Annotated in this window: 25 protein-coding genes; 21 read left to right on the forward strand and 4 right to left on the reverse strand. The window is 44.1% G+C overall.

Features of this window, described 5'->3' with window-relative positions; all coding sequences use genetic code 11:
* The first annotated feature begins 59 nt into the window (after positions 1 to 59).
* The 4 genes from RO21_RS06460 to glmU are packed head-to-tail and all read left to right on the forward strand — an operon-like array spanning position 60 to position 4,554.
* Positions 60 to 1,022, forward strand: a complete 963-nt coding sequence (locus tag RO21_RS06460; RefSeq protein WP_047976983.1) for a MucB/RseB C-terminal domain-containing protein — start codon at positions 60 to 62, stop codon at positions 1,020 to 1,022.
* Positions 1,019 to 1,447 carry a SoxR reducing system RseC family protein gene (locus tag RO21_RS06465; RefSeq protein WP_047976984.1) on the forward strand — a complete coding sequence of 143 codons (429 nt, stop codon included), beginning with the start codon at positions 1,019 to 1,021 and terminating at the stop codon, positions 1,445 to 1,447. Before RO21_RS06460 ends, RO21_RS06465 begins: the two co-directional genes overlap by 4 nt.
* A gap of 12 nt (positions 1,448 to 1,459) precedes the next feature.
* A complete protein-coding gene (fadD, locus tag RO21_RS06470) occupies positions 1,460 to 3,151 on the forward strand; it encodes a long-chain-fatty-acid--CoA ligase FadD (protein WP_047976985.1) in 1,692 nt (563 codons plus the stop codon).
* Positions 3,152 to 3,186: 35 nt separating this feature from the next.
* Positions 3,187 to 4,554, forward strand: coding sequence for a bifunctional UDP-N-acetylglucosamine diphosphorylase/glucosamine-1-phosphate N-acetyltransferase GlmU (gene glmU / locus RO21_RS06475; protein WP_047976986.1), 1,368 nt, complete (start codon positions 3,187 to 3,189; stop codon positions 4,552 to 4,554).
* 92 nt (positions 4,555 to 4,646) lie between these two features.
* On the opposite strand, the gene RO21_RS06480 is transcribed toward glmU, so the two are convergent.
* Positions 4,647 to 4,976 carry a DUF5339 domain-containing protein gene (locus tag RO21_RS06480; protein ID WP_047976987.1) on the reverse strand — a complete coding sequence of 110 codons (330 nt, stop codon included), beginning with the start codon at positions 4,974 to 4,976 and terminating at the stop codon, positions 4,647 to 4,649.
* 443 nt (positions 4,977 to 5,419) lie between these two features.
* Here RO21_RS06480 and RO21_RS06485 point away from each other — a divergent pair, with 443 nt between their 5' ends.
* From RO21_RS06485 to RO21_RS06560, 17 genes are all read left to right on the forward strand, one after another.
* A complete protein-coding gene (locus tag RO21_RS06485) occupies positions 5,420 to 6,970 on the forward strand; it encodes a cytochrome ubiquinol oxidase subunit I (protein WP_047976988.1) in 1,551 nt (516 codons plus the stop codon).
* Between the two features lie 13 nt (positions 6,971 to 6,983).
* Positions 6,984 to 8,132, forward strand: a complete 1,149-nt coding sequence (gene cydB / locus RO21_RS06490) for a cytochrome d ubiquinol oxidase subunit II (RefSeq protein WP_047976989.1) — start codon at positions 6,984 to 6,986, stop codon at positions 8,130 to 8,132.
* Positions 8,133 to 8,143: 11 nt separating this feature from the next.
* Positions 8,144 to 8,242, forward strand: a complete 99-nt coding sequence (locus RO21_RS12480) for a CydX/CbdX family cytochrome bd oxidase small subunit (protein WP_084724261.1) — start codon at positions 8,144 to 8,146, stop codon at positions 8,240 to 8,242.
* Between the two features lie 2 nt (positions 8,243 to 8,244).
* On the forward strand, positions 8,245 to 8,535 hold the full coding sequence (gene ybgE / locus RO21_RS06495; protein WP_047976990.1) for a cyd operon protein YbgE: 291 nt from the start codon (positions 8,245 to 8,247) through the stop codon (positions 8,533 to 8,535).
* 208 nt (positions 8,536 to 8,743) lie between these two features.
* Positions 8,744 to 9,142, forward strand: a complete 399-nt coding sequence (gene ybgC / locus RO21_RS06500; RefSeq protein WP_047976991.1) for a tol-pal system-associated acyl-CoA thioesterase — start codon at positions 8,744 to 8,746, stop codon at positions 9,140 to 9,142.
* Positions 9,143 to 9,161: 19 nt separating this feature from the next.
* Complete coding sequence (gene tolQ, locus RO21_RS06505) at positions 9,162 to 9,842, forward strand: protein TolQ (RefSeq protein WP_047976992.1); 681 nt, start codon at positions 9,162 to 9,164, stop codon at positions 9,840 to 9,842.
* 65 nt (positions 9,843 to 9,907) lie between these two features.
* Positions 9,908 to 10,345, forward strand: coding sequence for a colicin uptake protein TolR (gene tolR / locus RO21_RS06510; RefSeq protein ID WP_047976993.1), 438 nt, complete (start codon positions 9,908 to 9,910; stop codon positions 10,343 to 10,345).
* 16 nt (positions 10,346 to 10,361) lie between these two features.
* Entirely contained in the window at positions 10,362 to 11,600 is a 1,239-nt protein-coding gene (gene tolA / locus RO21_RS06515) for a cell envelope integrity protein TolA (RefSeq protein ID WP_047976994.1), read from the forward strand.
* A gap of 20 nt (positions 11,601 to 11,620) precedes the next feature.
* Positions 11,621 to 12,907, forward strand: a complete 1,287-nt coding sequence (tolB, locus tag RO21_RS06520) for a Tol-Pal system beta propeller repeat protein TolB (protein ID WP_047976995.1) — start codon at positions 11,621 to 11,623, stop codon at positions 12,905 to 12,907.
* A 19-nt stretch (positions 12,908 to 12,926) separates the two neighbouring features.
* Positions 12,927 to 13,400 (forward strand): peptidoglycan-associated lipoprotein Pal, encoded by a 474-nt coding sequence (pal, locus tag RO21_RS06525; protein ID WP_047976996.1) that lies wholly within the window; start codon positions 12,927 to 12,929, stop codon positions 13,398 to 13,400.
* 146 nt (positions 13,401 to 13,546) lie between these two features.
* Complete coding sequence (gene djlA, locus RO21_RS06530) at positions 13,547 to 14,389, forward strand: co-chaperone DjlA (RefSeq protein ID WP_047976997.1); 843 nt, start codon at positions 13,547 to 13,549, stop codon at positions 14,387 to 14,389.
* Positions 14,389 to 15,012, forward strand: coding sequence for a DUF2238 domain-containing protein (locus RO21_RS06535; protein ID WP_047976998.1), 624 nt, complete (start codon positions 14,389 to 14,391; stop codon positions 15,010 to 15,012). Before djlA ends, RO21_RS06535 begins: the two co-directional genes overlap by 1 nt.
* A gap of 22 nt (positions 15,013 to 15,034) precedes the next feature.
* On the forward strand, positions 15,035 to 15,994 hold the full coding sequence (gene dusC, locus RO21_RS06540; RefSeq protein ID WP_047976999.1) for a tRNA dihydrouridine(16) synthase DusC: 960 nt from the start codon (positions 15,035 to 15,037) through the stop codon (positions 15,992 to 15,994).
* Positions 15,987 to 17,030 carry a TIGR01620 family protein gene (locus RO21_RS06545; protein ID WP_047977000.1) on the forward strand — a complete coding sequence of 348 codons (1,044 nt, stop codon included), beginning with the start codon at positions 15,987 to 15,989 and terminating at the stop codon, positions 17,028 to 17,030. Before dusC ends, RO21_RS06545 begins: the two co-directional genes overlap by 8 nt.
* A 23-nt stretch (positions 17,031 to 17,053) precedes the next feature.
* Positions 17,054 to 17,644: a LemA family protein gene (locus RO21_RS06550; RefSeq protein WP_047977001.1), complete on the forward strand. Its 591-nt coding sequence runs from the start codon at positions 17,054 to 17,056 to the stop codon at positions 17,642 to 17,644.
* Between the two features lie 78 nt (positions 17,645 to 17,722).
* Positions 17,723 to 18,256 (forward strand): TPM domain-containing protein, encoded by a 534-nt coding sequence (locus RO21_RS06555; protein ID WP_047977002.1) that lies wholly within the window; start codon positions 17,723 to 17,725, stop codon positions 18,254 to 18,256.
* A complete protein-coding gene (locus RO21_RS06560) occupies positions 18,253 to 19,029 on the forward strand; it encodes a TPM domain-containing protein (RefSeq protein WP_047977003.1) in 777 nt (258 codons plus the stop codon). The genes RO21_RS06555 and RO21_RS06560 overlap by 4 nt, the downstream gene beginning before the upstream one ends.
* Positions 19,030 to 19,082: 53 nt before the next feature.
* Here RO21_RS06560 and upp read toward each other — a convergent pair whose 3' ends face one another.
* The 3 genes from upp to RO21_RS06575 are packed head-to-tail and all read right to left on the reverse strand — an operon-like array spanning position 19,083 to position 21,852.
* Positions 19,083 to 19,709 carry a uracil phosphoribosyltransferase gene (gene upp, locus RO21_RS06565; RefSeq protein ID WP_047977004.1) on the reverse strand — a complete coding sequence of 209 codons (627 nt, stop codon included), beginning with the start codon at positions 19,707 to 19,709 and terminating at the stop codon, positions 19,083 to 19,085.
* Between the two features lie 59 nt (positions 19,710 to 19,768).
* Complete coding sequence (gene ilvY / locus RO21_RS06570) at positions 19,769 to 20,656, reverse strand: HTH-type transcriptional activator IlvY (RefSeq protein ID WP_047977005.1); 888 nt, start codon at positions 20,654 to 20,656, stop codon at positions 19,769 to 19,771.
* A 14-nt stretch (positions 20,657 to 20,670) separates the two neighbouring features.
* A complete protein-coding gene (locus RO21_RS06575) occupies positions 20,671 to 21,852 on the reverse strand; it encodes a glycosyltransferase (RefSeq protein ID WP_053067732.1) in 1,182 nt (393 codons plus the stop codon).
* Positions 21,853 to 21,854: the final 2 nt, after the last annotated feature.

Below are 21,854 nucleotides of genomic sequence, written 5' to 3' on the forward strand. Positions count from 1 at the left end.
TATGAGATTTTTTGCAAAAATTTGTTACAATCTGCCCGCTTGTTAAATTGAAATGAACAATGAAAAACTACCGCTTTTACTTTTATATTCTACTTTTGTTTTGTAGCCTGTTTGCACACGCTGACACAAAAACGCCGTTGCAGTTTTTGCAAGCAATGGTTTCGGCGCATCAAACCCGCAATTATGAACAACTTTATCTGATGCAGAAGGGGGAAAATGTTACCTCGCTGCGTTATCGGCACGCTTATACGGACGGGCGGGAATATGCGCAATTATTGCATTTGGACGAGTTACGGGAAGAGCTGATTTTGCGGGACGGCAAAGTCAGCTATTTCGGTGATTTTCAACCCTTTAGCCTACGCAGCCCGCATATTCTCGATAATTTGCCAATGGTGATGTACAGTCGTTTTGCCGAGCTGAAAGGCTACCATTTTATTGATGCGGGACGCAGCCGTATTGCCGATCGCCCTGCCAGAATGATCCGCATTGTGCCGAGAGACGATTTTCGTTACCAATATATGCTTTGGATTGATACGGAAACACATCTGTTACTTCGCAGTGATCTGTTAGATCGGGATAATACGGTGCTGGAGCAATTTCGAGTGCTGCAAAGTACCTTGGACGATGAGCTATTGGGGATCGTCGAGCCGATAGAGGCTTTGAGATTGCCGACCTTTATTGAAACCAAACGTCATCAAACGCAACGGCTAAAATGGCAGCCGCAATGGGTACCTGAAGGGTTTAAACGGGTGACTCAAACTAAGCAGCGTTTGCCGGAAATGCAGATGGCAGATGAGGTGGAAAGTCAGTTATATAGTGATGGGCTGTTTTCATTTACGGTTTATGTGATGAAAAATCAAGGTGTTGCTTTTGACGAGCAGTTTTGGCGCGAGGGTAAAACCAGCATTTATAGCCAGAGCTTAGGCGGATATGACGTGGCGATTATCGGCGAAATTCCGTTGGTGGCGGCACGACATATCGCTCAAGATTTACGCGCTCGTTTGGAGACAAAAACAAAATGATGATCGAGCAAGCGGTCGTTATCGGCTATCAAAATGGCATAGCACAGGTGCAATGCTATGCTAAAGCGGGCTGTGGCGGCTGTTCGGCACAAGGTGCTTGCGGCACAAAATCTCTGTCCGCCCTTGCCGGTGAAAAACGTGCAGCGCAGTTTTCGTTAGCAGTTAATCAGCCTTTGCAGATCGGCGATACCATCGAAATCGGTTTAGCGGAGCATCACCTGCTGCAAGGCGTCATCTGGCTATATGCCGTCCCTTTGGCAGTAATGCTATGCTCTACGTTACTGCTGTCGCAATGGGTAGCGAATGAAATCATATTGGCATTAGGGATTTTAATCTGCACCTTATCAGCCTTTTTAGGCATAAAACAGCGATTAGCCCGACAACAAACGGCGCAATTAATGCCGATATTTTTAAGAAAGATTTAGCGGAGAAGCGGAATGGAAAAAATTTGGTTTGAGAATTACCCGACAAACGCCGAGCGGGTATTAGATGTCGAGCAATATGAATCTTTGGTTGATATGTTTGAACAAGCGGTTCGCCGCCACCCCGATATTCCCGCATATATCAATATGGGGAAAGTGCTGACTTACCGTAAGTTAGAAGAACGTAGCCGAGCCTTTGCCGCTTATTTGCAAAATGAATTACGGCTGGAAAAGGGTGAGCGGATTGCGTTAATGATGCCGAATTTATTGCAGTACCCGATTGCGTTATTCGGTGCATTGCGTGCCGGTTTGGTGGTGGTGAATGTCAATCCCCTTTATACGCCAAGGGAGCTTGAGCATCAACTCAATGATAGCGGGGCAAAGGCGATAGTCGTTGTATCTAATTTTGCCGCCACCCTTGAGAAAGTGGTGTTTGACACCTCAATTAAGCACGTCATTCTAACCCGTATGGGCGATCAGCTCTCTTTTGGTAAACGGACGCTGGTTAATTTTGTGGTGAAATATGTGAAAAAATTAGTGCCGAAGTATAAATTGCCCCACGCCGTCAGTTTCCGTGAGGCATTAAGCATCGGCAAACAACGCCAGTATGTTAAGCCGACCATCGAGCGAGATGATTTGGCATTCTTGCAATATACCGGCGGCACGACGGGTGTGGCGAAAGGGGCGATGCTCAGTCATCGCAATGTCGTGGCGAATGTGGTTCAAGCCAAATGGGTGGCATATCCCCTCACTAAACAGACGCAAGAACGGATTGCGGTGATTGCGCTTCCGCTCTACCATATTTTTGCTTTGAGTGTGAATTGCCTACTGTTTCTTGAGCTGGGCGTTACCGGGCTGCTGATTACTAACCCGCGGGATATTCCGGGCTTTGTCAAAGAGCTGAAAAAATATCGGGTAATGGCGATAACGGGTGTGAATACCCTGTTTAACGCACTGTTGAATAATGAGCAGTTTAAAGAGGTGGATTTTTCCCGCCTAAAATTATCGGTCGGCGGTGGTGCAGCGGTGCAACGGGCAGTTGCAGAACGTTGGCACCAAACGACCGCTTGTCATATTATCGAAGGCTACGGAATGACGGAATGTTCGCCACTGATTGCCGCCACCCGTAATGACTCAACGGAATATTCAGGCTCAATCGGCGTACCAGTGCCGAACACGGATATTCGGATCGTTGATGATGAGGGGCGTGATGTTGCACTGGGTGAGCGGGGAGAACTGTGGGTGAAGGGGCCGCAAGTGATGCAAGGCTATTGGCAGCGACCTGATGAAACGGCACAAGTGTTGCAAGACGGTTGGATGGCAACGGGCGATATTGTTGAAATGGGGCAGGATCTCAATTTACGCATTGTCGATCGCAAAAAAGATATGATTATTGTCTCCGGTTTTAATGTATATCCGAATGAAATTGAAGATGTGGTGGCGTTGCACCCGAAAGTAAACGAAGTTGTTGCGGTAGGGATTCCGAGCGAAACAAGCGGGGAAAGCATCAAGGTTTATGTTACCAAAAAAGATGAGAGCCTAACCCGTGAGGAATTGCGTTTACATTGCCGCCAGCATTTGACCGGTTATAAAATTCCCCGTGATATTGAATTTAGAGATGAATTGCCGAAAAGTAACGTAGGCAAAATTCTTCGCCGTGTATTGCGTGATGAAGAAATTGCCCGTTTAAAAGGGCATCAAGGGTAAATTGATTTTAATAAGAGAATAATAAGGAATCTGAAATGACTCAATTAAGCGTTGTAATTTTAGCAGCAGGTAAAGGAACGCGTATGTATTCGGACTTGCCGAAAGTGTTGCATAAAATTGCCGGTAAACCGATGGTGAAACACGTGATTGATACGGCAAAGCAATTAACGGCGAAACATATTCACCTGATTTACGGGCACGGCGGCGATTTGCTTAAACAGCACTTAAACGATGAGCCGGTGAATTGGGTGTTACAAGCAGAACAGCTTGGCACGGGGCACGCAATGCAGCAAGCCGCACCGTTTTTTAGTGATGATGAAAATATTTTAATGTTGTATGGCGATGCCCCGTTGATCAGCAAAGAAACGTTGGAAAAACTGATTGCCGCAAAGCCGGAAAACGGCATCGGCTTGCTCACGGTTGTGCTGGATAACCCGACCGGTTACGGACGTATTTTGCGTGAAAATGGCGCGGTTGTCGGCATTGTTGAGCAAAAAGACGCTTCACCGGAGCAGTTGGCTATTCAAGAAATTAACACGGGCGTAATGGTAGCAAGTGGGGCGAGCTTTAAAAAATGGTTGGTGCAATTAGACAATAACAACGCCCAAGGTGAGTATTATATTACCGATGTGATTGCAATGGCGAACCGGGACGGTTTCCGTGTCGAAGCCATTCAAGCTGCGGATCTAATGGAAGTGGAAGGGGCGAATAATCGCTTACAACTGGCAGCGTTAGAGCGTTATTATCAACGTACTCAAGCTAAAAAATTACTGCTGGCGGGGGTGAGCATTGCCGATCCTGAACGTTTCGAACTGCGGGGAACACTTACCCACGGTAAAGATGTTGAAATTGATGTGAATGTGATTATCGAAGGTGAAGTGAAGTTGGGCAATCGGGTTAAGATTGGCGCAGGGATTGTGCTGAAAAATTGTGAAATTGCCGATGAGGTTGAGATCAAGCCGTATTCCGTGATCGAAAATGCGATCGTAGGGACACAGGCGCAAATCGGGCCTTTCTCCCGCTTGCGTCCGGGGACGCAGTTGGCGGCACAAACGCATATCGGTAATTTTGTCGAAATTAAAAATGCACAGATTGCGCAGGGGTCAAAGGTCAATCATTTAGCCTATATCGGTGATGCTGTGGTGGGCAGCCAGTGTAATATCGGGGCTGGCGTGATTACCTGCAATTATGACGGAGCGAACAAGTTCAAAACGATCATCGGGGATAATGTGTTTGTCGGATCAGATAGCCAGTTGGTTGCGCCGGTAACCATTGAAAGCGGTTCAACCATTGGGGCGGGATCAACGATTACAAAAGATGTTAAAGCCGATGAATTGGTGATTAGCCGTGTGCCGCAACGCCATATTCAAGGCTGGCAGCGTCCGACAAAGCAGGCAAAATAATCCTTAAACAAAAAGAGGCATCTAATGATGCCTCTTTTTATGAGAACGGCTTGGACAAGCGGTGAGTTACTGCGAAAAGTTTGCAAAACCGATTAAGATTTCTTTTCCAACTGATTTAAGGCAGTTAAGCCTTTATCACAACTTTTTTCCTGCATTGGCGTATCCAATTTTAAGATTTGTTGCTTAGTGGCAGTGAGCTTACTTTTCATTTGTTTGATTTGAGTATGCGTACCCGGCTGCTTTTCGGCATCTGCAATCAATTTATCCGCTTTTTGAAACATTTGTTGGCACTGTTTTGGTAATTTACCGGAAGATTGTGTTTTGGCAATCGCTAAAGAAGAAGTTTTGATTTCGGCAAAGGCTACTGAATGAAAGGTCAAAAAAGCGACTAAAGCCGTTAGCAATAAACTGAGTTTTTTCATTGTTATTTGGTTAAATAGAAAAAATTTTCAGGATACTACCATAATTAAAATCAAGAAGCCACGCAAATTTTCTATTTTATTGCGTTGTATTGGCGGAAATATATCGGCAAATTGAAAAAGAATAATAGCTGATTTGTTTCATTTTTGTTAATAAAATAGCGAAATAACTTATTAAATTGCTCAGGATTTTTTCTTGGTATTTTGATTAAAATCAAGAATATAGTAAAACCTATTGGTTTGATTTGAATCTTTATTCTGAAAATGTGATCAATGTAATAATTTTGCTATTTTTAATTTGTAAATTTACGAGTAGAATAGTCAATTGAAACTTGAACATAAAATACTGCAATGAGGTTTTTGCGGTTGCTCAAAGTTTATTGGGGTGGTTACTTGCTTTTAAGTGATCGGTTTTCAGATTTGTATATATACAAAAGAGGTTTGAGATGTTAGACGTTGTTGAACTCTCACGTTTGCAGTTCGCATTAACTGCACTCTATCACTTCTTATTTGTACCGCTTACATTGGGTCTTTCTTTTGTCCTTGTGGTAATGGAAACCCTTTATGTAACAACAGGTAAAGAAGTCTATAAAGATATGACAAAATTCTGGGGTAAGTTATTCGGTATCAACTTTGCCCTTGGGGTTACGACAGGGATTACAATGGAATTCCAATTCGGAACAAACTGGTCATATTATTCTCACTATGTAGGTGATATTTTCGGTGCACCGTTAGCTATTGAAGGCTTAATGGCGTTCTTCTTAGAATCTACATTTATCGGTCTTTTCTTCTTTGGTTGGGATCGCCTATCCAAAGGGAAACACCTTTTGGCGACCTATGCGGTGGCTTTCGGTTCTAACTTCTCAGCATTGTGGATTTTGGTGGCAAACGGTTGGATGCAAAATCCGGTCGGTTCGGAATTTAATTTTGAAACAATGCGTATGGAGATGGTCAGCTTCTCCGAGTTAGTTTTAAATCCGGTTACGCAGTCTAAATTTATGCATACCGTATCGGCAGGTTACACTTGCGGGGCAATTTTTGTATTAGGTATCAGTGCTTACTATATCTTGAAAGGTCGTGATTTAGGCTTTGCCCGCCGTTCTTTCTCTGTTGGCGCGAGCTTTGGTTTAATGGCAATTATTTCCGTGTTGCTGATGGGGGATGAATCCGGTTATGAAATCGGAAAAGCACAGCCGGTTAAGCTAGCGGCGATGGAAGGGGAATTTGAAACTCACCCTGCACCGGCGGCGTGGAATGCGTTTGTTATTCCGAATACGGCAGAAATGAAAAATGAAGTGGCAATCGCTGTGCCTTATGCGGCAGGGATTATCGCAACCCGCTCTTTTGATAAGGAAATTAAAGGTCTGAAAGATTTGCGTGCCGAGAACGAACAGCGTGTGCGTAACGGTATGGTTGCTTATGCTTTACTCGAAAAATTACGTTCAGGTAACTATACAGCCGAAGAAAAAGAAGCCTTTAAACTGGTGCAGCCTGATCTTGGTTTCGGTTTATTACTTAAACCTTATACCGATAAAGTGATTGACGCAACAGAAGAACAAATTAAACAAGCTGCGGCGGATACGATCCCGAATGTAGGGCCGACTTTCTGGTCATTCCGTATTATGATGGCTGCGGGAGGCTTGATGCTTCTGTTAATTATTGCTGCATTTGTGCAAAATATGCGTGGCACAGTGGGAACAAAACCGCTCTTGCTTAAAGCATTACTTTGGGGTATTCCGTTGCCGTGGATTGCGATTGAAAGCGGTTGGTTCTTAGCCGAGTATGGTCGTCAGCCTTGGGCGATTTACAATGTATTGCCGACAGGAGTAGCTAACTCGTCATTGACCGTAGCAGATCTGTGGATCTCAATCGGCTTGCTCTGCGGTTTATATACTTTATTCTTAGTGGTAGAAATGTATTTAATGTTCAAATACGGTCGTTTAGGTCCAAGCGCATTAAAAACAGGTCGCTACCATTTCGAGCAATCTGCGAAATAAGTAGGAGTTAAAAATGTTAGATTATGAAGTTCTACGCTTTATTTGGTGGATTTTAATCGGCGTGTTATTGATTGGCTTTGCGATTACAGACGGTTTTGATATGGGCGTATTAAACCTACTGCCTGTAGTGGGTAAAAGCAATGTTGAACGCCGTGTAATGATCAATGCGATTGCGCCTCACTGGGACGGTAACCAAGTATGGTTATTAACCGCAGGCGGTGCGATATTTGCGGCGTGGCCGACCGTGTATGCCACATCATTCTCCGGCTTCTATCTTGCAATGGTATTGGTATTAGCGGCGTTATTCTTCCGTCCGGTTGGTTTTGAATACCGTGCTAAAATTGATGACCAAAAATGGCGTAATGCTTGGGATTGGGGCTTGTTTGTCGGCGGATTTGTGCCATCGTTAATCTTCGGTGTGGCGTTCGGTAATTTATTGCAGGGCGTACCGTTCCACTTTAACGAACTCAACCAAGTAACCTATGAAGGCTCAACCATTTGGAAATTATTAGGTTTATTAAACCCGTTTGCTATCTTATGCGGTGTGGTGAGCTTAATGATGTTGACCACTCAAGGCGCAACTTGGTTACAAATGAAAACGACCGGCGAGCTTCGTGCTCGTGTGAGAGGTGTTGCTCAAGTTACGGCATTAGCGACCTTAGTGGCGTTCTTAGTTGCAGGTGCTTGGTTATATTTCAAAGACGGTTTCGTGCTTACCAGTCAGTTGGATCACAATGCACAGTCCACCTTAGTCAATAAAACCGTTGAGTTACAGAAAGGGGCTTGGTTCAATAACTTCTTAGCTGCACCGGTATTATTTATCATTCCGGGTATTGCGGTTCTTGGTGCGCTAGTAACGGTTGCCGCCTCAAAAGCGGATCGTTCAGGCTTTGCATTCTTCGGTTCATCGTTAATGCAGGCTGGGGTGATTTTAACTGCCGGCGTGTCAATGTTCCCGTTCGTAATGCCTTCTATTCATTCACCGAATATGAGCTTAACAATGTGGGATGCAACCGCAAGCCATAACACATTAACCGTAATGTTAATTGTTGCCTGTATCTTTGTACCGCTTGTATTAGCTTATACGACTTGGAGTTACTTCAAAATGTATGGTCGCCTTGACGCCAAATACATTGAAGATAACACTGCAAGCCTATATTAAGGAGAGCCATTATGTTTTACGTTACTTGGGTATTGGGTATCCTGCTTGCCATTTTATTTGCGACCGTTGTAACCGTCAGCATTGAAAAAACAGGCAAATTTGACGAGTAAGTATGCTTAACTCACTCTATCAATTCACAAGAAAGGGCTGGCTAAAAGCCCTTTCTTTTATCCTCGCCGGTGCGATGTTTATTGCGATTTTGGGCAATTCCTCCGCCTTTGCTCAATTATTTGGCGGGCATATTCCCTATTTGGTAATCCTGGTATTTTACGGAATGGCGATTTTATGGATTCACGGCATTGGCTTTGAGATTAGATCTGCGGTTTGGAAGCTGATTTTTCTGCCGATACTGGGCTATGCTATTGTTGTACCAGCCTTAATTTACCTATTCATTCCGCATTAGTCGGGGATATGAAATAAACAAGCGGTCGGATTTGTGAATTTTTTGACGAAACAGACCGCTTGCTTGCTCAATTACCCCAAAATCCTATCTGGCAAATTTTGTACAATTCCGTTTATAAAAAACTTGCACAACATTTTCACTCTCTTTAGAATAGCGATAATTTTCGCCTAGTTTTTAGGCTTTTTTCATTTTGGAAAAGCGATTGGCTATGCAACATTTTTTCCCTATACGTGTCTATTATGAAGATACGGACGCAGGCGGTGTCGTATATCACGCCCGCTACTTGCACTTTTTTGAACGCGCAAGAACAGAGTGGCTACGAGATCTTGGCTTTTCTCAGCAGCATCTTTTAGCGCAATCTATTGCCTTTGTGGTTAAAACGATGAAGATTGATTACAAAACGCCCGCACGGCTTGATGATCAGCTCACTGTTGAAACCCAAGTGCAGGCAATTAAAGGGGCAAGGATTATTTTTCAACAGCGATTGCTGAAAGCAGACTGTTGCCTTTGTGAAGCAGAGGTTGTAGTGGCGAGTGTTAATTTGGTTAAAATGAAGCCGATCAGCATACCGGAACATATTAAACAGGCTCTGACACAGGCAAATTAATTTTTATTGGAGTTTATCAATGGCAACTGAATTTAATTTAGTTTCATTATTTTGGGAAGCAAGTATTGTGGTTAAGATCGTGATTGTGATCTTAATTGCTTTTTCCGTACTCTCTTGGGCGGTGATTATTCAACGCACTAATGTGCTGAATAAAGCCAAGAAAGCCTCTCTTGCGTTTGAAGACCGTTTTTGGTCGGGGGAAGATTTACACCGTTTGCACGATGGTTTGGAAAACCGCCGGGATGCATTAAGCGGTGCGGAACAAATTTTTTATGTTGGTTTCAAAGAATTTAACCGCTTACAGCAAGTCAATCCCGATCCTCCGGAGGCAACGATCAAAGGCACAAGCCGCGCAATGAACCTCGCGTTGAATCGAGAGGTCGAAGGCTTGGAAAACTACATTCCGTTTTTGGCAACGGTCGGCTCAATCAGCCCTTATATCGGTTTATTCGGCACAGTTTGGGGGATTATGCACTCCTTTATGGGATTAAGTGCGGTAAAACAGGCAACACTCCAATCCGTTGCCCCTGGTATTGCGGAAGCCTTAATCGCCACGGCGATTGGTTTATTTGCCGCTATTCCGGCGGTAATGGCATATAACCGCTTAAATTTACGTTTGGCGAAACTCGAACAGAGCTATGTGAATTTTATTGATGAATTTACCAGCATTTTGCATCGCCAAGCATTTGCTAAAAAATAGTTGCAAAGGTTTAGTGAGATCTTACCGCTTGTAAGACTCCAGTGAGAAAAAGATAAGAGGACATTATGTCTTACCGCCGTAAACGTAACGACATTAAATCTGAAATTAATATTGTGCCGTTTCTTGACGTGCTATTAGTGCTATTGCTGATTTTTATGGCAACCGCCCCGATTATCAGCCAAAGTGTTAAAGTTAACTTGCCTGAGGAACGCCACAGCCAATCGGTTTCTAACGAAGATAAAACCCCTGTCATTTTAGAAATTGCTGGAGCTGATCAGTATAGACTGAAAATTGAAGGGAATTATATGCAGGCTGATCAGCAGGAAATGTTATCGGAACAAGATGTTATAGACTATGCTGCCGAGGCTTTCCAAAAAAATGGCAAAACCTTATTTTTGGTTGCCGGTGATAAAGACGTGGCATATCAAGAGATTATGAAAGGTATTTCATTACTGAAAGATGTCGGAATTGAGTCGATCGGCTTAGTGACGGAAGGAAAATAATCGTCAAGGATAATGTGTGAAAGCTCAAAATGATAGATTAGAGATTGCCGTTATTTCTTCTATTCTGTTGCATTTATTGCTGATTGGCCTGTTTTTGTTAGGTTCATTTTTCACAAAAACAGCAATGCAAAGTGCTGGCGGTAGCGGCGGTGAAACGGAAAGTTTTGAAGCCGTGATGGTCGATACCGGTCAAGTTGCAGCGGAATATGGCAAGGTTAAAGCCGAAACCGAGAAAAAATCACCGGAAAAACCGCAAAAGCAGCCGCAAGATGAACCTGAGGTCGATCTTGCACGGCAAAATGAAGCATTGGCGCAAAAAGCAATTCAACTTGCCCAACAACAGAAATTGGAGCAAGAACAGCAGTTAAAAGAGGCGCAACGTCAGCAAGAATTGGCGCGTCAGGCGCAAATAAAACAAGTGGAATTGCAGAAAAAGCAGGAAGAAGCAGCTCAAAAAAAATTGGCAGAAGCAGCTCGTCTGAAAGCCGAAGCGGAGGCAAAACGTTTAGACGCCTTGGCGAAACAGGCTGAAGAAAAACGCAAGGCAGACGAGGCTGAAAAACAGCGCAAACTAGACGAACAGAAAAAGCTAAAAGCGGAACAAGAGGCAAGAGCAAAACAGGAAAAAGCTGAGAAAGAGGCGAAAGAAAAAGCTGAAAGAGAGGCAAAAGCGAAAGCAGAAAAAGAGGCGAAGCTAAAAGCCGAACAAGCAGCAAAAGAAAAAGCGGAAAAAGAAGCGAAAGAAAAAGCTGAGCGAGAAGCCAAAGCGAAAGCAGAAAAAGACGCTAAGCTGAAAGCCGAAAAGGAAGCGAAGCTCAAAGCGGAGAAAGAGGCTAAGGAAAAAGCAGATAAAGAGGCTAAAGCGAGAGAAGCAGCAAGAGCATTGGATTTATTGGAAGGCGGCGGTAGCCAAGGCAGCAACCGTAATTCCGGTGCGCAAGGCTCTGGTGGTACAACGGGAGCGGGTAAAGGCGCGAATGTTGATGGTTCGGCATACGGTCAACGCATTAAGAAATTGATACAATCGAAATATCGAACAGATCCGAGTTTTGCAGGAATGCGGTGTGAAGTAAAAATTTTCTTAGAGCGGGACGGAACTATCCGTAACTATCAAGTTATTAAAGGTGATAAAGTAGTTTGTGATGCGGCAGTGAGTGCAGTGGTTGCGACTCGAAAAGTACCTGCTGCGCCATCTGACGCAGTTTATGGGCAATATAAATCGCCAACATTGGAATTTAGCTTAAAAGTTAAATAATCCCAAATATGAGGTTTAATATGAAATTAATTTCTCGTTTTACGAGTATGCTTGGTGTGATTGGATTATTTATGTCAGGATTAGTGAATGCGGATTCTGATGTGCGTATTTCAATTGATGAAGGGGTCAGTATAGCGCAACCGATCGCTATTGTGCCATTTAAAGCTAACGGAGGTGTGCCTGCTGATGTTGCTCAAATTATCTCAGATGATTTGCGTAATAGCGGCAAATTCTCACCGATTCCGCGCAGTAATTTGCCGGCACAACCGGGTTCGGCTGCGGAAATTATACCTGATCAATGGAGTGCCTTAGGGGCGGATAATGTCGTTGTCGGGCAAGTATCCTCTACTGGCGGTGGTTATAATGTTGCTTATCAGTTGATTGATGTGTTGGGGACTTCAGGGGCTGCCGGTAACGTGATTGCACAGGGGGCATTTAATGTGCCTGCCGCTCAAATCCGCCAAGGCGCGCATACGGTGAGCGATCAGGTTTTTGAAAAATTAACCCAAATCCGAGGCGCTTTCAGAACAAAAATTGCTTATGTGGTGCAGCGTGGGGTGTCTTCTTACGAATTGCGAGTGTCCGATTATGACGGTTTTAATGCGTTTACCGTTGTGAAAAGCAAAGAGCCGTTAATGTCGCCGGAATGGTCGCCGGACGGTTCAAAATTAGCTTATGTTACCTTTGAAAATAAAAAATCACAGGTGGTTGTACACGATCTACGTTCAGGTGTTCGTAAAGTAGTCGGTTCGTTGAAAGGGCATAACGGTGCGCCTGCATTCTCGCCGGACGGTTCTCGCATTGCTTTTGCCTCAAACCAAGACGGCTTATTGAATATCTATATCACTGGCGTGGGGGGCGGTACGCCAAGACAGCTGACCAGTGGGGCAGGAAATAATACCGAACCGAGTTGGTCGCCGGATGGCGGTTCTATCCTGTTTACGTCTGATCGCAGCGGATCACCGCAGGTTTACCGAATGAGTGCGGCAGGCGGCGGTGCGAGTTTAATCGGCGGGAGCGGGAGCGGTAAGATTTCCGCAGACGGTAAGAATTTAATCATGGTCTCAGGGGATAAAATTGTAAAACGTGATCTGGCTTCCGGTAGCACTGAAGTGATCAGTTCGACATTTTTAGATGAAAGCCCAAGTATTTCACCGAATGGGACAATGGTTATTTATAGCTCTACCAAAGGGGTGAGCAAAGTGCTACAATTGGTGTCCGCAGATGGCCGTTTTAAAGCTAATTTGCCGGGAGCAGGCGGACAATATAAATTCCCTGCTTGGTCACCTTATTTGACTAAACAATAATTCTTCTTGGAGAAACACAATGAAAAAACTAGCTAAAGTTTTAATGATTGCGGCACCAGCTTTCGTTTTAGCAGCTTGCAGCAGCTCAAACGACAACGCAAGTGCAAATGCTAATACAGCAGGCGCGGCGGATAACGGTCAAACATTTGGCGGCTTATCTGTGCAAGATTTACAAACTCGTTACAACACTGTGTATTTCGGTTTTGACCGTTATACTGTTGATGGCGAATACCAACAACTTTTAGATGCTCACGCAGCATACCTCACAGCTTCACAAGGTAAAGTAACCGTTGCCGGTCATGCAGACGAACGTGGTACACCTGAGTACAACATCGCTTTAGGTCAACGTCGTGCAGACGCAGTGAAAAACTACTTAGCGGCTAAAGGTGCGAACAATGTTGCTACCGTATCTTACGGTGAAGAAAAACCGGCAGTATTAGGTCATACTGAAGCGGATTACCAAAAAAACCGCCGTGCAGTATTAGAGTACTAATTTAGTCTTGTTTATCAGCATAAAGCCTCGAGATCTCTCGGGGCTTTCTTTTTAACTTTACATATAAAATCGTAATTTCTTAATTATTTTTTCGCTATTCTTCGTTAAAATAGTGTCTGTTTTATAGGGAGCTGAAAGGAGCAATAATGCAGTTTATCGGTAAAATTATTGGGTTTTTTATAGGTTATAAATTTTTTGGTGGATTTTTTGGCGGACTGTTAGGCGCATTTATTGGGCATTGGGGCGATAAAAAACTCTATGAACTGGGCAGTGTGTCTTCATCGATATTTGGCAAAAATTTAACCCGTCAATCTCTGTTTATGCAAACGACTTTTGCAGTGATGGGGCATTTGGCTAAATCAAAAGGGCGAGTAACGGAAGAAGATATTCAACTTGCCCGTCAGCTAATGGTTCGTTTAAACCTTGATGAAGCCAATAAAACCCTGGCACAAAAAGCGTTTACATTAGGAAAAGATGCCGATTTTCCGCTCCGCCAAGTAATCCAAGAATTTCGGGAAGCCTGCGGTCAGCGCCGTGATTTATTACGTTTTTTCGTGGAGGTGCAAATACAAGCAGCATTGCAAGATGGCAATTTAGATCCGGCAGAACAGCGGATTTTATTTACCCTTGCGGAAACGCTTGACATATCCCGTATTCAGTTTGAACAGATGATCGCAATGATTGCGGCGGCGCAACGTTTTCGTTCTGGACATTATCAGCAACAAGGCTCGTATCGACAGCAAGAACAGCATCACTACCAACAGCGTAGCGGCCCGACTTTAGAAGATGCGTTCAATGTATTAGGCGTTGGCTCAGACGCTGATCAAAATACGGTGAAACGTGCCTATCGCAAATTGATGAATGAACATCACCCGGATAAATTAGTGGCGAAAGGCTTACCGCCGGAAATGATGGAAGTGGCAAAAGAGAAAGCGCAGCAAATTCAAGCCGCTTACGATTTAATTTGTAAAGCAAAAGGGTGGAAATAATGGAGCGACGTTCTCATATCATTCCACTTTTTTTACTGATCGTGATTAGCTTGATTGCGGTGTGGTCGGGGCTAAACCCAACGGATCGGACAGTGTGGTATGCGGAAGTGATCCCGATTTTCGCCGTGTTGGCGCTGCTTGTCTTCACCTATACACGATTTCAATTTAGCGGCTTGGCATATTTTTTAATGTCATTGTGGATGATAATGCACTTTATCGGCGCAAAATATACCTTTGCAAATGTCCCTTTTGAATGGATAAACGGCTACGTTACTCCCTTTTTAGGTGAAGATCGCAACCATTTCGATCGTATTGCTCATTTTATTATCGGCTTTTACAGTTTCCCAATGGCAGAGTGGTTGCTGCGTAAGCGTAAATGCGGCTTAGATGTAGCGTTTTTCTTCTCGCTCTTTTTTATTATGTCGGTAGCGGCGGCGTATGAAATCATTGAATGGCAATATGCCGTGATTGAAGGCGGCAATGCAGGGATTGAGTTTTTAGGTTCGCAAGGCGATATTTGGGATGCACAAAAAGATATGCTGGCGGATACCCTTGGGGCGATTATAGCATTATTTATCTATCTGATTGCCCGTCCGGATTTACGTTTGCGGGATTACTATTAACAAGCGGTCGGTTAGAGAGAAAATGTTGCAAACTCGTGTTATTCTTGCGCCGATGCAAGGGGTGCTTGATCCCTTTGTCCGTCAATTATTAACCGCCGTGAATGAGTATGATCTCTGCATCTCGGAATTTGTGAGGGTGGTCGATCAAAAATTGCCGAAGAAAACCTTTTACCGCCTTTGCCCTGAATTACATCATCAAGGCTTTACCCCGTCCGGCACGCCTGTGCGGGTACAGCTTTTAGGGCAACACCCGCAGTGGCTGGCTGAAAATGCGGCATTAGCGATTGAACTTGGCTCGCACGGGGTCGATTTGAACTGCGGCTGCCCGTCTAAAACGGTAAACGGTAGCCACGGCGGTGCAGCGTTGCTCAAGCAACCGGAGCTGATCTATCAAGCGACCCAAGCTATCCGCCAAGCCGTGCCGAGAACGCAAGCGGTTTCGGTTAAAGTCCGCTTAGGTTGGGATTCTGCCGAACACTGTTTTGAAATTGCCGATGCCGTGCAACAAGGCGGCGCAACCGAGATAACGGTACACGGTCGCACAAAGTCGGACGGCTACCGAGCTGAACGCATCAACTGGCAGGCAATCAGCGATATTGCCAAGTGGCTGACTATTCCGGTGATTGCCAACGGTGAAATTTGGGATTTTGCCTCGGCAGAAAAATGCCGGAAACTGACCGCTTGTCAGGCGTTGATGGTTGGTAGAGGGGCATTGACCGTGCCAAACCTTAGCCGAGTGATCAAATATAATGCCGAAAAAATGGCGTGGCACGGTGTGTTGCAACTTCTGACTTTGTATGTACAAATGGAAAACCAGCACGATACGGGCTTTTATCACGTTGCTCGCATTAAGCAATGGCTACGGTTTTTGGATAAAACTTACCCGCAAGCGATTGAATTATTTGATATATTGAAAACGGAGCACGGCTACGAGGGGCTAAAAACACATATTATGCAAGCGGTAGGAGCAGAGAATGGATAAACGCATCTTTGAAGAACAAGCGGCTGCACAAGCGTTTGATTTTCAGCCGAAACGGGAGTTTAGCGAAGCGGACATTTCGCCGGATATTGAGCTTTCCGCCGATGATACAGCCGCATTTCAAGAGGAAAATATCAAACCGACCCGCTTCTGGATTCGCCTATTATTAGGTATGTTGGTGTTATTGGGCGTGGCGCTGATTGCCCAATCGGTACAATGGTTGTTGGAAACTTGGCAGCAGCGTCAGTGGATCGCTTTTTTGTTTGCTTGTGTATTTTGTGTGGTAAGCCTTGCGGGCATTGGTGCGATCGTGAATGAGTGGCGAAAATTGGTGCGGTTGAGAAAACATTATTATGATCAACAAGCCAGCCGACAATTTTTAGTCGACAAGCCGACGGCAAGCGGTGAGACGGCAGCCCAATTTTGCAATCAAATTGCGACAAAACTGACGCACAATCCGACTATTCAACATTCGATTTCCCGTTGGCAAACAGAGCTGGACGAGGCGTATAACGCTCAAGAGGTACTGTTTCTATTTAATCAAAATGTGCTGAATCCGATTGATGAGCAGGTGAAAAAATGGATCAGCAAAAATGCGGCGGAAAACGCATTATTAGTGGCGGTCAGCCCGTTAGCCGTGGTTGATGTGTTGATGGTGGCGTGGCGTAATATTGCACTTATCAACCGAATTAGTCGGGCTTACGGTATGGAGCTTGGCTACCTTAGCCGATTAAAATTGTTTAAAATGGTGCTGAAAAATATGGTGTTTGCCGGTGTCAGTGAAATGGCAACGGATCTAGGAATGACCTTTTTTTCACAAAATTTAACTGCACAAATTTCAATGCGGGCGGCGCAGGGGGTAGCAGTCGGGCTACTGACGGCTCGCTTAGGCATTAAAGCGATGGCATTTTGTCGCCCGATTTCGTTTCGGGATAATGAACAACCGTCGCTTTCGGCGGTCAGAAAAGAGCTGCTAGGGGTGGTAAAAACCACATTGTTTAGCAAAACAGCGGAAAATGTTCAGTACGAACAGCGTTAATCTCAATTAAAAGAGGAGTTAAAATGAAAAAGTGGATCGTGATTATTCTGATTGCGGTGGTGGCGGTTTTCGGCGGTATCACGCTTAAAAACAGCTATAATGACTTGGTGAAAGCGGAAGAAGACATCAATTCCGTTTGGGCGAATGTGGAGTCGGCTTATCAACGCCGGGCAGATTTAATCCCGAATTTAGTCAATGCGGTGAAAGGGCAGGCGAATTTTGAAAAAGAGACGCTGACGAATGTGGTTGAAGCACGAGCCAAAGCCACTCAAACCAAAATTGATCCGAGCAATGCCACTGAAGAGCAGATGGCACAGTTCCAACAAGCACAACAGGGCTTAAATTCTGCCCTTTCCCGTTTATTAGTGAGCGTGGAAAAATATCCGGAGCTAAAAGCACACGAAGGCTTTTTAAACCTTCAAGCTCAGTTGGAAGGTACGGAAAACCGCATCAATGTAGAACGCAATAGTTTTAACGGTGCGGTGAAAGAGTACAACAAACAGGTTCGTCAATTCCCGACCAAACTGGCGGCAATGATCTTCGGTTTTAAAGCCAAGCCGCAATTTAAAGCGGAAGTCGGATCGGAAAAAGCACCGGTTGTTAATTTTAACTAATCAACAAGCGGTCTGTTTAGCCCCGTTATTTGCAAAAAGAGGGCGCAAACAGACCGCTTGCAACGATAGGTACTCGCAATGGGATTATTCTCATTATTTCAACGCAAATTGCCCCTTGATACTGCTCAAATTGAGGCAGCGATTGCCGATTTGGAGCGGCATACGTCTGCCGAGCTGAGAGTGGTGGTGGAACGCAAAGCCAAGGGACAACCGCCGGCTCGTTGCTGCCCGACCCATAAATCCGCCGAGTTTATGCAACAGGTGGATAGTCAGCCTTGCGGGGTCGAACCTTGTACACCTGCCGAGCAGCGTGCCGAAAGATTATTTGATGAATTAAAAATGGCGGAAACGGCAGCCCGTAACGGCGTGTTGATTTATCTCTGCTTCAAACCGCACTATATTGCGGTAATCGGTGATCAAGGCATTCACGAGAAAGTCGGTCAAGAATTTTGGCAATCGGTCTATCAGATAATGCGGGAACATTGTCGGCAGGGCAATTTTACGCAGGGAATTTGTGCGGCGATAGCCGAAATTAAAATGCAGTTGGCAGCCCATTTTCCAATTCAGCCGAATGATGTTAATGAATTACCGAATGAGGTGATTGTGAAATGACCAAATACGTCCTCAAACCGTTTTTGTGGCTGGCAGTTTTATTGGTGAGCTTAAGTGTAATGGCAAATTATCCGCCATCGCCCAAGCCGTTTCGCTATGTGTCCGATTATACCCAAACCCTCTCACCACAGGATTTGACAACTCTCGAAAATGCGTTAGCCGACTATGGACGCAAGACCAGCTCGCAAATTGCGGTGGTGATTGTGCCGTCCACGCAGGGAGAGGAGATCGCCCATTATAGCCATACGCTTTTTAATTTATGGGGAATTGGGCGAGCCAAGCAAAATAACGGCGTATTATTGCTGGTGGCGAAAGATGATCGGAAATTGTTTATTGCCACAGGTCGAGGGTTAGAAGGCGCATTGCCCGATGCTATTGCCTCGTCCATTATCCGTAATGAGATTACCCCGTACTTTAAGCAGCATTTATATGCACAGGGGATCGCCAAAGGGCTATCTGCGATTATTGCCGCCACACAAGGCGAGTATGCGCCTGCGGTTGAAGCTGAACAAAGCGCTGAATTTGACGGTATTGAAATCTTTATTATTGCTGCCGTGATTATCTTTTTCCTGTTCAATGTGTTTGGACGGGGCAGTGGAATTTACATCAGCCCAAGCCAAGCGGATCGTATTATCCGCACTACCGACTCCATACGCCGAAACGGTGGCTTTGGGCGGGGCGGATTTGGCAACGGCGGAGGCTATGGCGGTGGCAGTAGCGGCGGTTTCGGTGGCGGTAATACCGGCGGAGGGGGCGCTGGCGGTAGCTGGTAACCTAGGGTCTTTTAAATAAAAAAACCTAAGCACTCGCTTAGGTTTTTTGTTCGTTATTTCGTGCCGAAAATTTTATCACCGGCATCGCCTAAGCCGGGAATGATATAGCCGTTTTCGTTTAAGTGGCTATCAATGGAAGCGGTGTAAAGCTCAATATCCGGATGGGCTTTCTCAAGGGCTTTAATGCCTTCTGGTGCGGCGACTAACACCAGCACTTTGATTTGCTTACAACCGGCTTTTTTCAATAAATCGATCGTTGCAATCATTGAACCGCCTGTTGCTAGCATTGGATCAGTGATAATTGCCAATCGTTCTTGCACATCGTTCGCCAGTTTGGCAAAGTAGGGTACGGGTTCAAGGGTCTCTTCGTTGCGGTAAATACCGACAACGCTGATTCTGGCACTAGGGATATGTTCGAGTACGCCGTCCATCATACCTAAGCCGGCACGCAAAATCGGTACAACCGTTACTTTTTTTCCTTTAATCCGCTCAACTTCGACTGCACCGTTCCAACCTTCAATCGTTACTTTTTCCATTTCTAAATCTGCGGTGGCTTCGTAGGTGAGTAAGCTACCGACCTCGTTGGCAAGATCACGGAAATCTTTGGTGCTAATATCACCGGCACGCATTAAACCGATTTTATGCTTAATTAGCGGGTGCTTTACTTCAACAATTTTCATCGGGGTCTCCTCAATATCAATAAAAGTGAGTTATTTTAACAGAAATCAGGCTATCAAGTTTAATTCAGATCAGCTAATAATGCCCAAAATGCTTGAATGATTGGCTCTTGCAACCTACGTTGTTGAACGCAGATACCTAATTCAAAGGCGTGAGCAGATAATGGCAGATTGAGATAGCTAATTTGGTTTTTCACAGGGCTGTGTTGTACCACTACATCGGGCAGCAATGCCACGCCACAGCCTAGAGCGACCATCGGTACGATCGCCTCGTGTCCTTCCACCATTGCATAAATTTTGGGATGTTTGATTTTTTGCAATTTAAACCAGTGATCGATCCGCTTGCGGGCAGGGCCGTCCACAGGCAAAATAAAGGGAACATTCTGCCAATCAATCGGTTGCTGCTGCAATAGCTGGCTTGCCGGACAGGCAATGCGAGGGGCTATCATTGACAGCGTAATATCGTCAATATAATGGAACGCGATATTAGGCGGCAGGTTTTCCGGTTTACCGGTGAGGGAGAGATCGGCGGTGAGAGATTGCACATTGTGTAGCGCTTTAGCGGGATCGCCCGTGCTTAACTGAATGTCAATCTTAGGGTAACGCTGGCGAAATTTGGATAAAATGTGCGGTAAGTGGCTATATGAGGCGGTAACGGAGCAGAATAATTTGAGCTCGCCCTCTAAGTCAGCCTGTTGTGCAGACAGTTTACGCTGAATTTGTTGCCAGCTTGCCCAAGTTTGCTGGGCGAAAGGCAAGAATTGCTGCCCTGCCTCAGTGAGTATCACTTGGCGATTATCCCGCAGAAAAAGTGGCTGCCCGATTTCCTGCTCCATTCGTTGAATATGGCGGGAAAGTGCCGACGCACTTAAATGATTTTTTTCCGCCGTACGAATAAAACTTTGAGTTTGGCTAATATCTAAAAAGAGCTTTAGGCTTTGGAGTTCCATTAAATATGTGAAAATTAGCGTTTAACAATTGTTTTAAAAAAGAGATCGATTTTCCGGCTAATTACTTCGGTAGAAAAATCCTGACTTCTCAGTAATCCTTGTTGAGAATAATGATGCCAAAGCGTTTTATTTTCCAATAGTTCTATCACGACATCACAAAATAAAGATTTATTATGCATAGGAATGAGCTTTCCATATTCACTATTACTGCCTAAAATCTCTTTAGGACCTGTTGGGCAGTCCATTGCAACAACAGGGATACCGAGAGCCATACTTTCAATGAGTACCATACCTAGCCCCTCACTCTCTGATGTAAAGACAAATACATCTGCATTTTTCAAATAAGGATAAGGGTTGTCCATTTCTCCTAATAAGTAACAATCATTACTAAGATGATAATGTTGAATCGTACTTTCTAATTTATTTTTATAGTAGCCATCTCCGATAATACATAGTTTATGCTGAATGCCTTTTTCTTCTTTTAATTTTGCATAAATTTCAATTAACTCTGAAAGCCCTTTTCCTTCAACTAAACGAGATATGATAATTAAGTATTTATCATTATATTTACACTCGGTTTTTATTTGAGATTTTTGTGCTATCGTTTTTATATTTATGGGATTACTAATTGTAATGACTTTATTTTTTGGAAGATTAAAATATTTAATTAAATTGTTATTCATTTCTTCGCAGATAGCAATAATTTTATGATACTTAGGGAGTGATTTTTGGTATTTTTTTAGACTCTTTTTATCTGTTGGGATTTGTGAGTGATTCCAGCGGATAATGGGAGTATTTATATTTTTAAAAGTGTTATTTGAGAGTAATTTGAGTAATGAACCGCTAAAATCAATAATCAGATCATAATTATTATGGTTAAGGATATTTAAACAGAAATTTTTGTATTTTCTATCAAGAATTATTCGATTATATTCATATCTTAATTTAGATTTAAGGGAGTTTTTCTTATTTTCTCTAATATCTAAAAAGTATTTAGAGTCGGTATCAGATAAACAAAAGTATGTTTTTATACCTGATGGTAATTCATTTTGGAAATGCTTTGGGAAAGCATCAACATTATAGGTTATAGCAAGCTCAATATCATAGCCTAATTGCCTAAAAATAGAGAGATAGGATAACAAGACTTTCTCTATCCCTCCAATAACAAGCCATTGATTAAAAATAATTAACTTCATAA

The organism is Muribacter muris, from assembly GCF_001038205.1.
Classification (GTDB): domain Bacteria; phylum Pseudomonadota; class Gammaproteobacteria; order Enterobacterales; family Pasteurellaceae; genus Muribacter; species Muribacter muris.

Excerpts from the sequence above, each read along its gene's own strand:
- RO21_RS06460 (WP_047976983.1), top strand. The coding sequence starts at position 60 with ATGAAAAACTACCGCTTTTACTTTTATATTCTACTTTTGTTTTGTAGC.
- RO21_RS06465 (WP_047976984.1), top strand. The coding sequence starts at position 1,019 with ATGATGATCGAGCAAGCGGTCGTTATCGGCTATCAAAATGGCATAGCA.
- fadD (WP_047976985.1), top strand. The coding sequence starts at position 1,460 with ATGGAAAAAATTTGGTTTGAGAATTACCCGACAAACGCCGAGCGGGTA.
- glmU (WP_047976986.1), top strand. The coding sequence starts at position 3,187 with ATGACTCAATTAAGCGTTGTAATTTTAGCAGCAGGTAAAGGAACGCGT.
- RO21_RS06480 (WP_047976987.1), bottom strand. The coding sequence starts at position 4,976 with ATGAAAAAACTCAGTTTATTGCTAACGGCTTTAGTCGCTTTTTTGACC.
- RO21_RS06485 (WP_047976988.1), top strand. The coding sequence starts at position 5,420 with ATGTTAGACGTTGTTGAACTCTCACGTTTGCAGTTCGCATTAACTGCA.
- cydB (WP_047976989.1), top strand. The coding sequence starts at position 6,984 with ATGTTAGATTATGAAGTTCTACGCTTTATTTGGTGGATTTTAATCGGC.
- RO21_RS12480 (WP_084724261.1), top strand. The coding sequence starts at position 8,144 with ATGTTTTACGTTACTTGGGTATTGGGTATCCTGCTTGCCATTTTATTT.
- ybgE (WP_047976990.1), top strand. The coding sequence starts at position 8,245 with ATGCTTAACTCACTCTATCAATTCACAAGAAAGGGCTGGCTAAAAGCC.
- ybgC (WP_047976991.1), top strand. The coding sequence starts at position 8,744 with ATGCAACATTTTTTCCCTATACGTGTCTATTATGAAGATACGGACGCA.
- tolQ (WP_047976992.1), top strand. The coding sequence starts at position 9,162 with ATGGCAACTGAATTTAATTTAGTTTCATTATTTTGGGAAGCAAGTATT.
- tolR (WP_047976993.1), top strand. The coding sequence starts at position 9,908 with ATGTCTTACCGCCGTAAACGTAACGACATTAAATCTGAAATTAATATT.
- tolB (WP_047976995.1), top strand. The coding sequence starts at position 11,621 with ATGAAATTAATTTCTCGTTTTACGAGTATGCTTGGTGTGATTGGATTA.
- pal (WP_047976996.1), top strand. The coding sequence starts at position 12,927 with ATGAAAAAACTAGCTAAAGTTTTAATGATTGCGGCACCAGCTTTCGTT.
- djlA (WP_047976997.1), top strand. The coding sequence starts at position 13,547 with ATGCAGTTTATCGGTAAAATTATTGGGTTTTTTATAGGTTATAAATTT.
- RO21_RS06535 (WP_047976998.1), top strand. The coding sequence starts at position 14,389 with ATGGAGCGACGTTCTCATATCATTCCACTTTTTTTACTGATCGTGATT.
- dusC (WP_047976999.1), top strand. The coding sequence starts at position 15,035 with ATGTTGCAAACTCGTGTTATTCTTGCGCCGATGCAAGGGGTGCTTGAT.
- RO21_RS06545 (WP_047977000.1), top strand. The coding sequence starts at position 15,987 with ATGGATAAACGCATCTTTGAAGAACAAGCGGCTGCACAAGCGTTTGAT.
- RO21_RS06550 (WP_047977001.1), top strand. The coding sequence starts at position 17,054 with ATGAAAAAGTGGATCGTGATTATTCTGATTGCGGTGGTGGCGGTTTTC.
- RO21_RS06555 (WP_047977002.1), top strand. The coding sequence starts at position 17,723 with ATGGGATTATTCTCATTATTTCAACGCAAATTGCCCCTTGATACTGCT.
- RO21_RS06560 (WP_047977003.1), top strand. The coding sequence starts at position 18,253 with ATGACCAAATACGTCCTCAAACCGTTTTTGTGGCTGGCAGTTTTATTG.
- upp (WP_047977004.1), bottom strand. The coding sequence starts at position 19,709 with ATGAAAATTGTTGAAGTAAAGCACCCGCTAATTAAGCATAAAATCGGT.
- ilvY (WP_047977005.1), bottom strand. The coding sequence starts at position 20,656 with ATGGAACTCCAAAGCCTAAAGCTCTTTTTAGATATTAGCCAAACTCAA.
- RO21_RS06575 (WP_053067732.1), bottom strand. The coding sequence starts at position 21,852 with ATGAAGTTAATTATTTTTAATCAATGGCTTGTTATTGGAGGGATAGAG.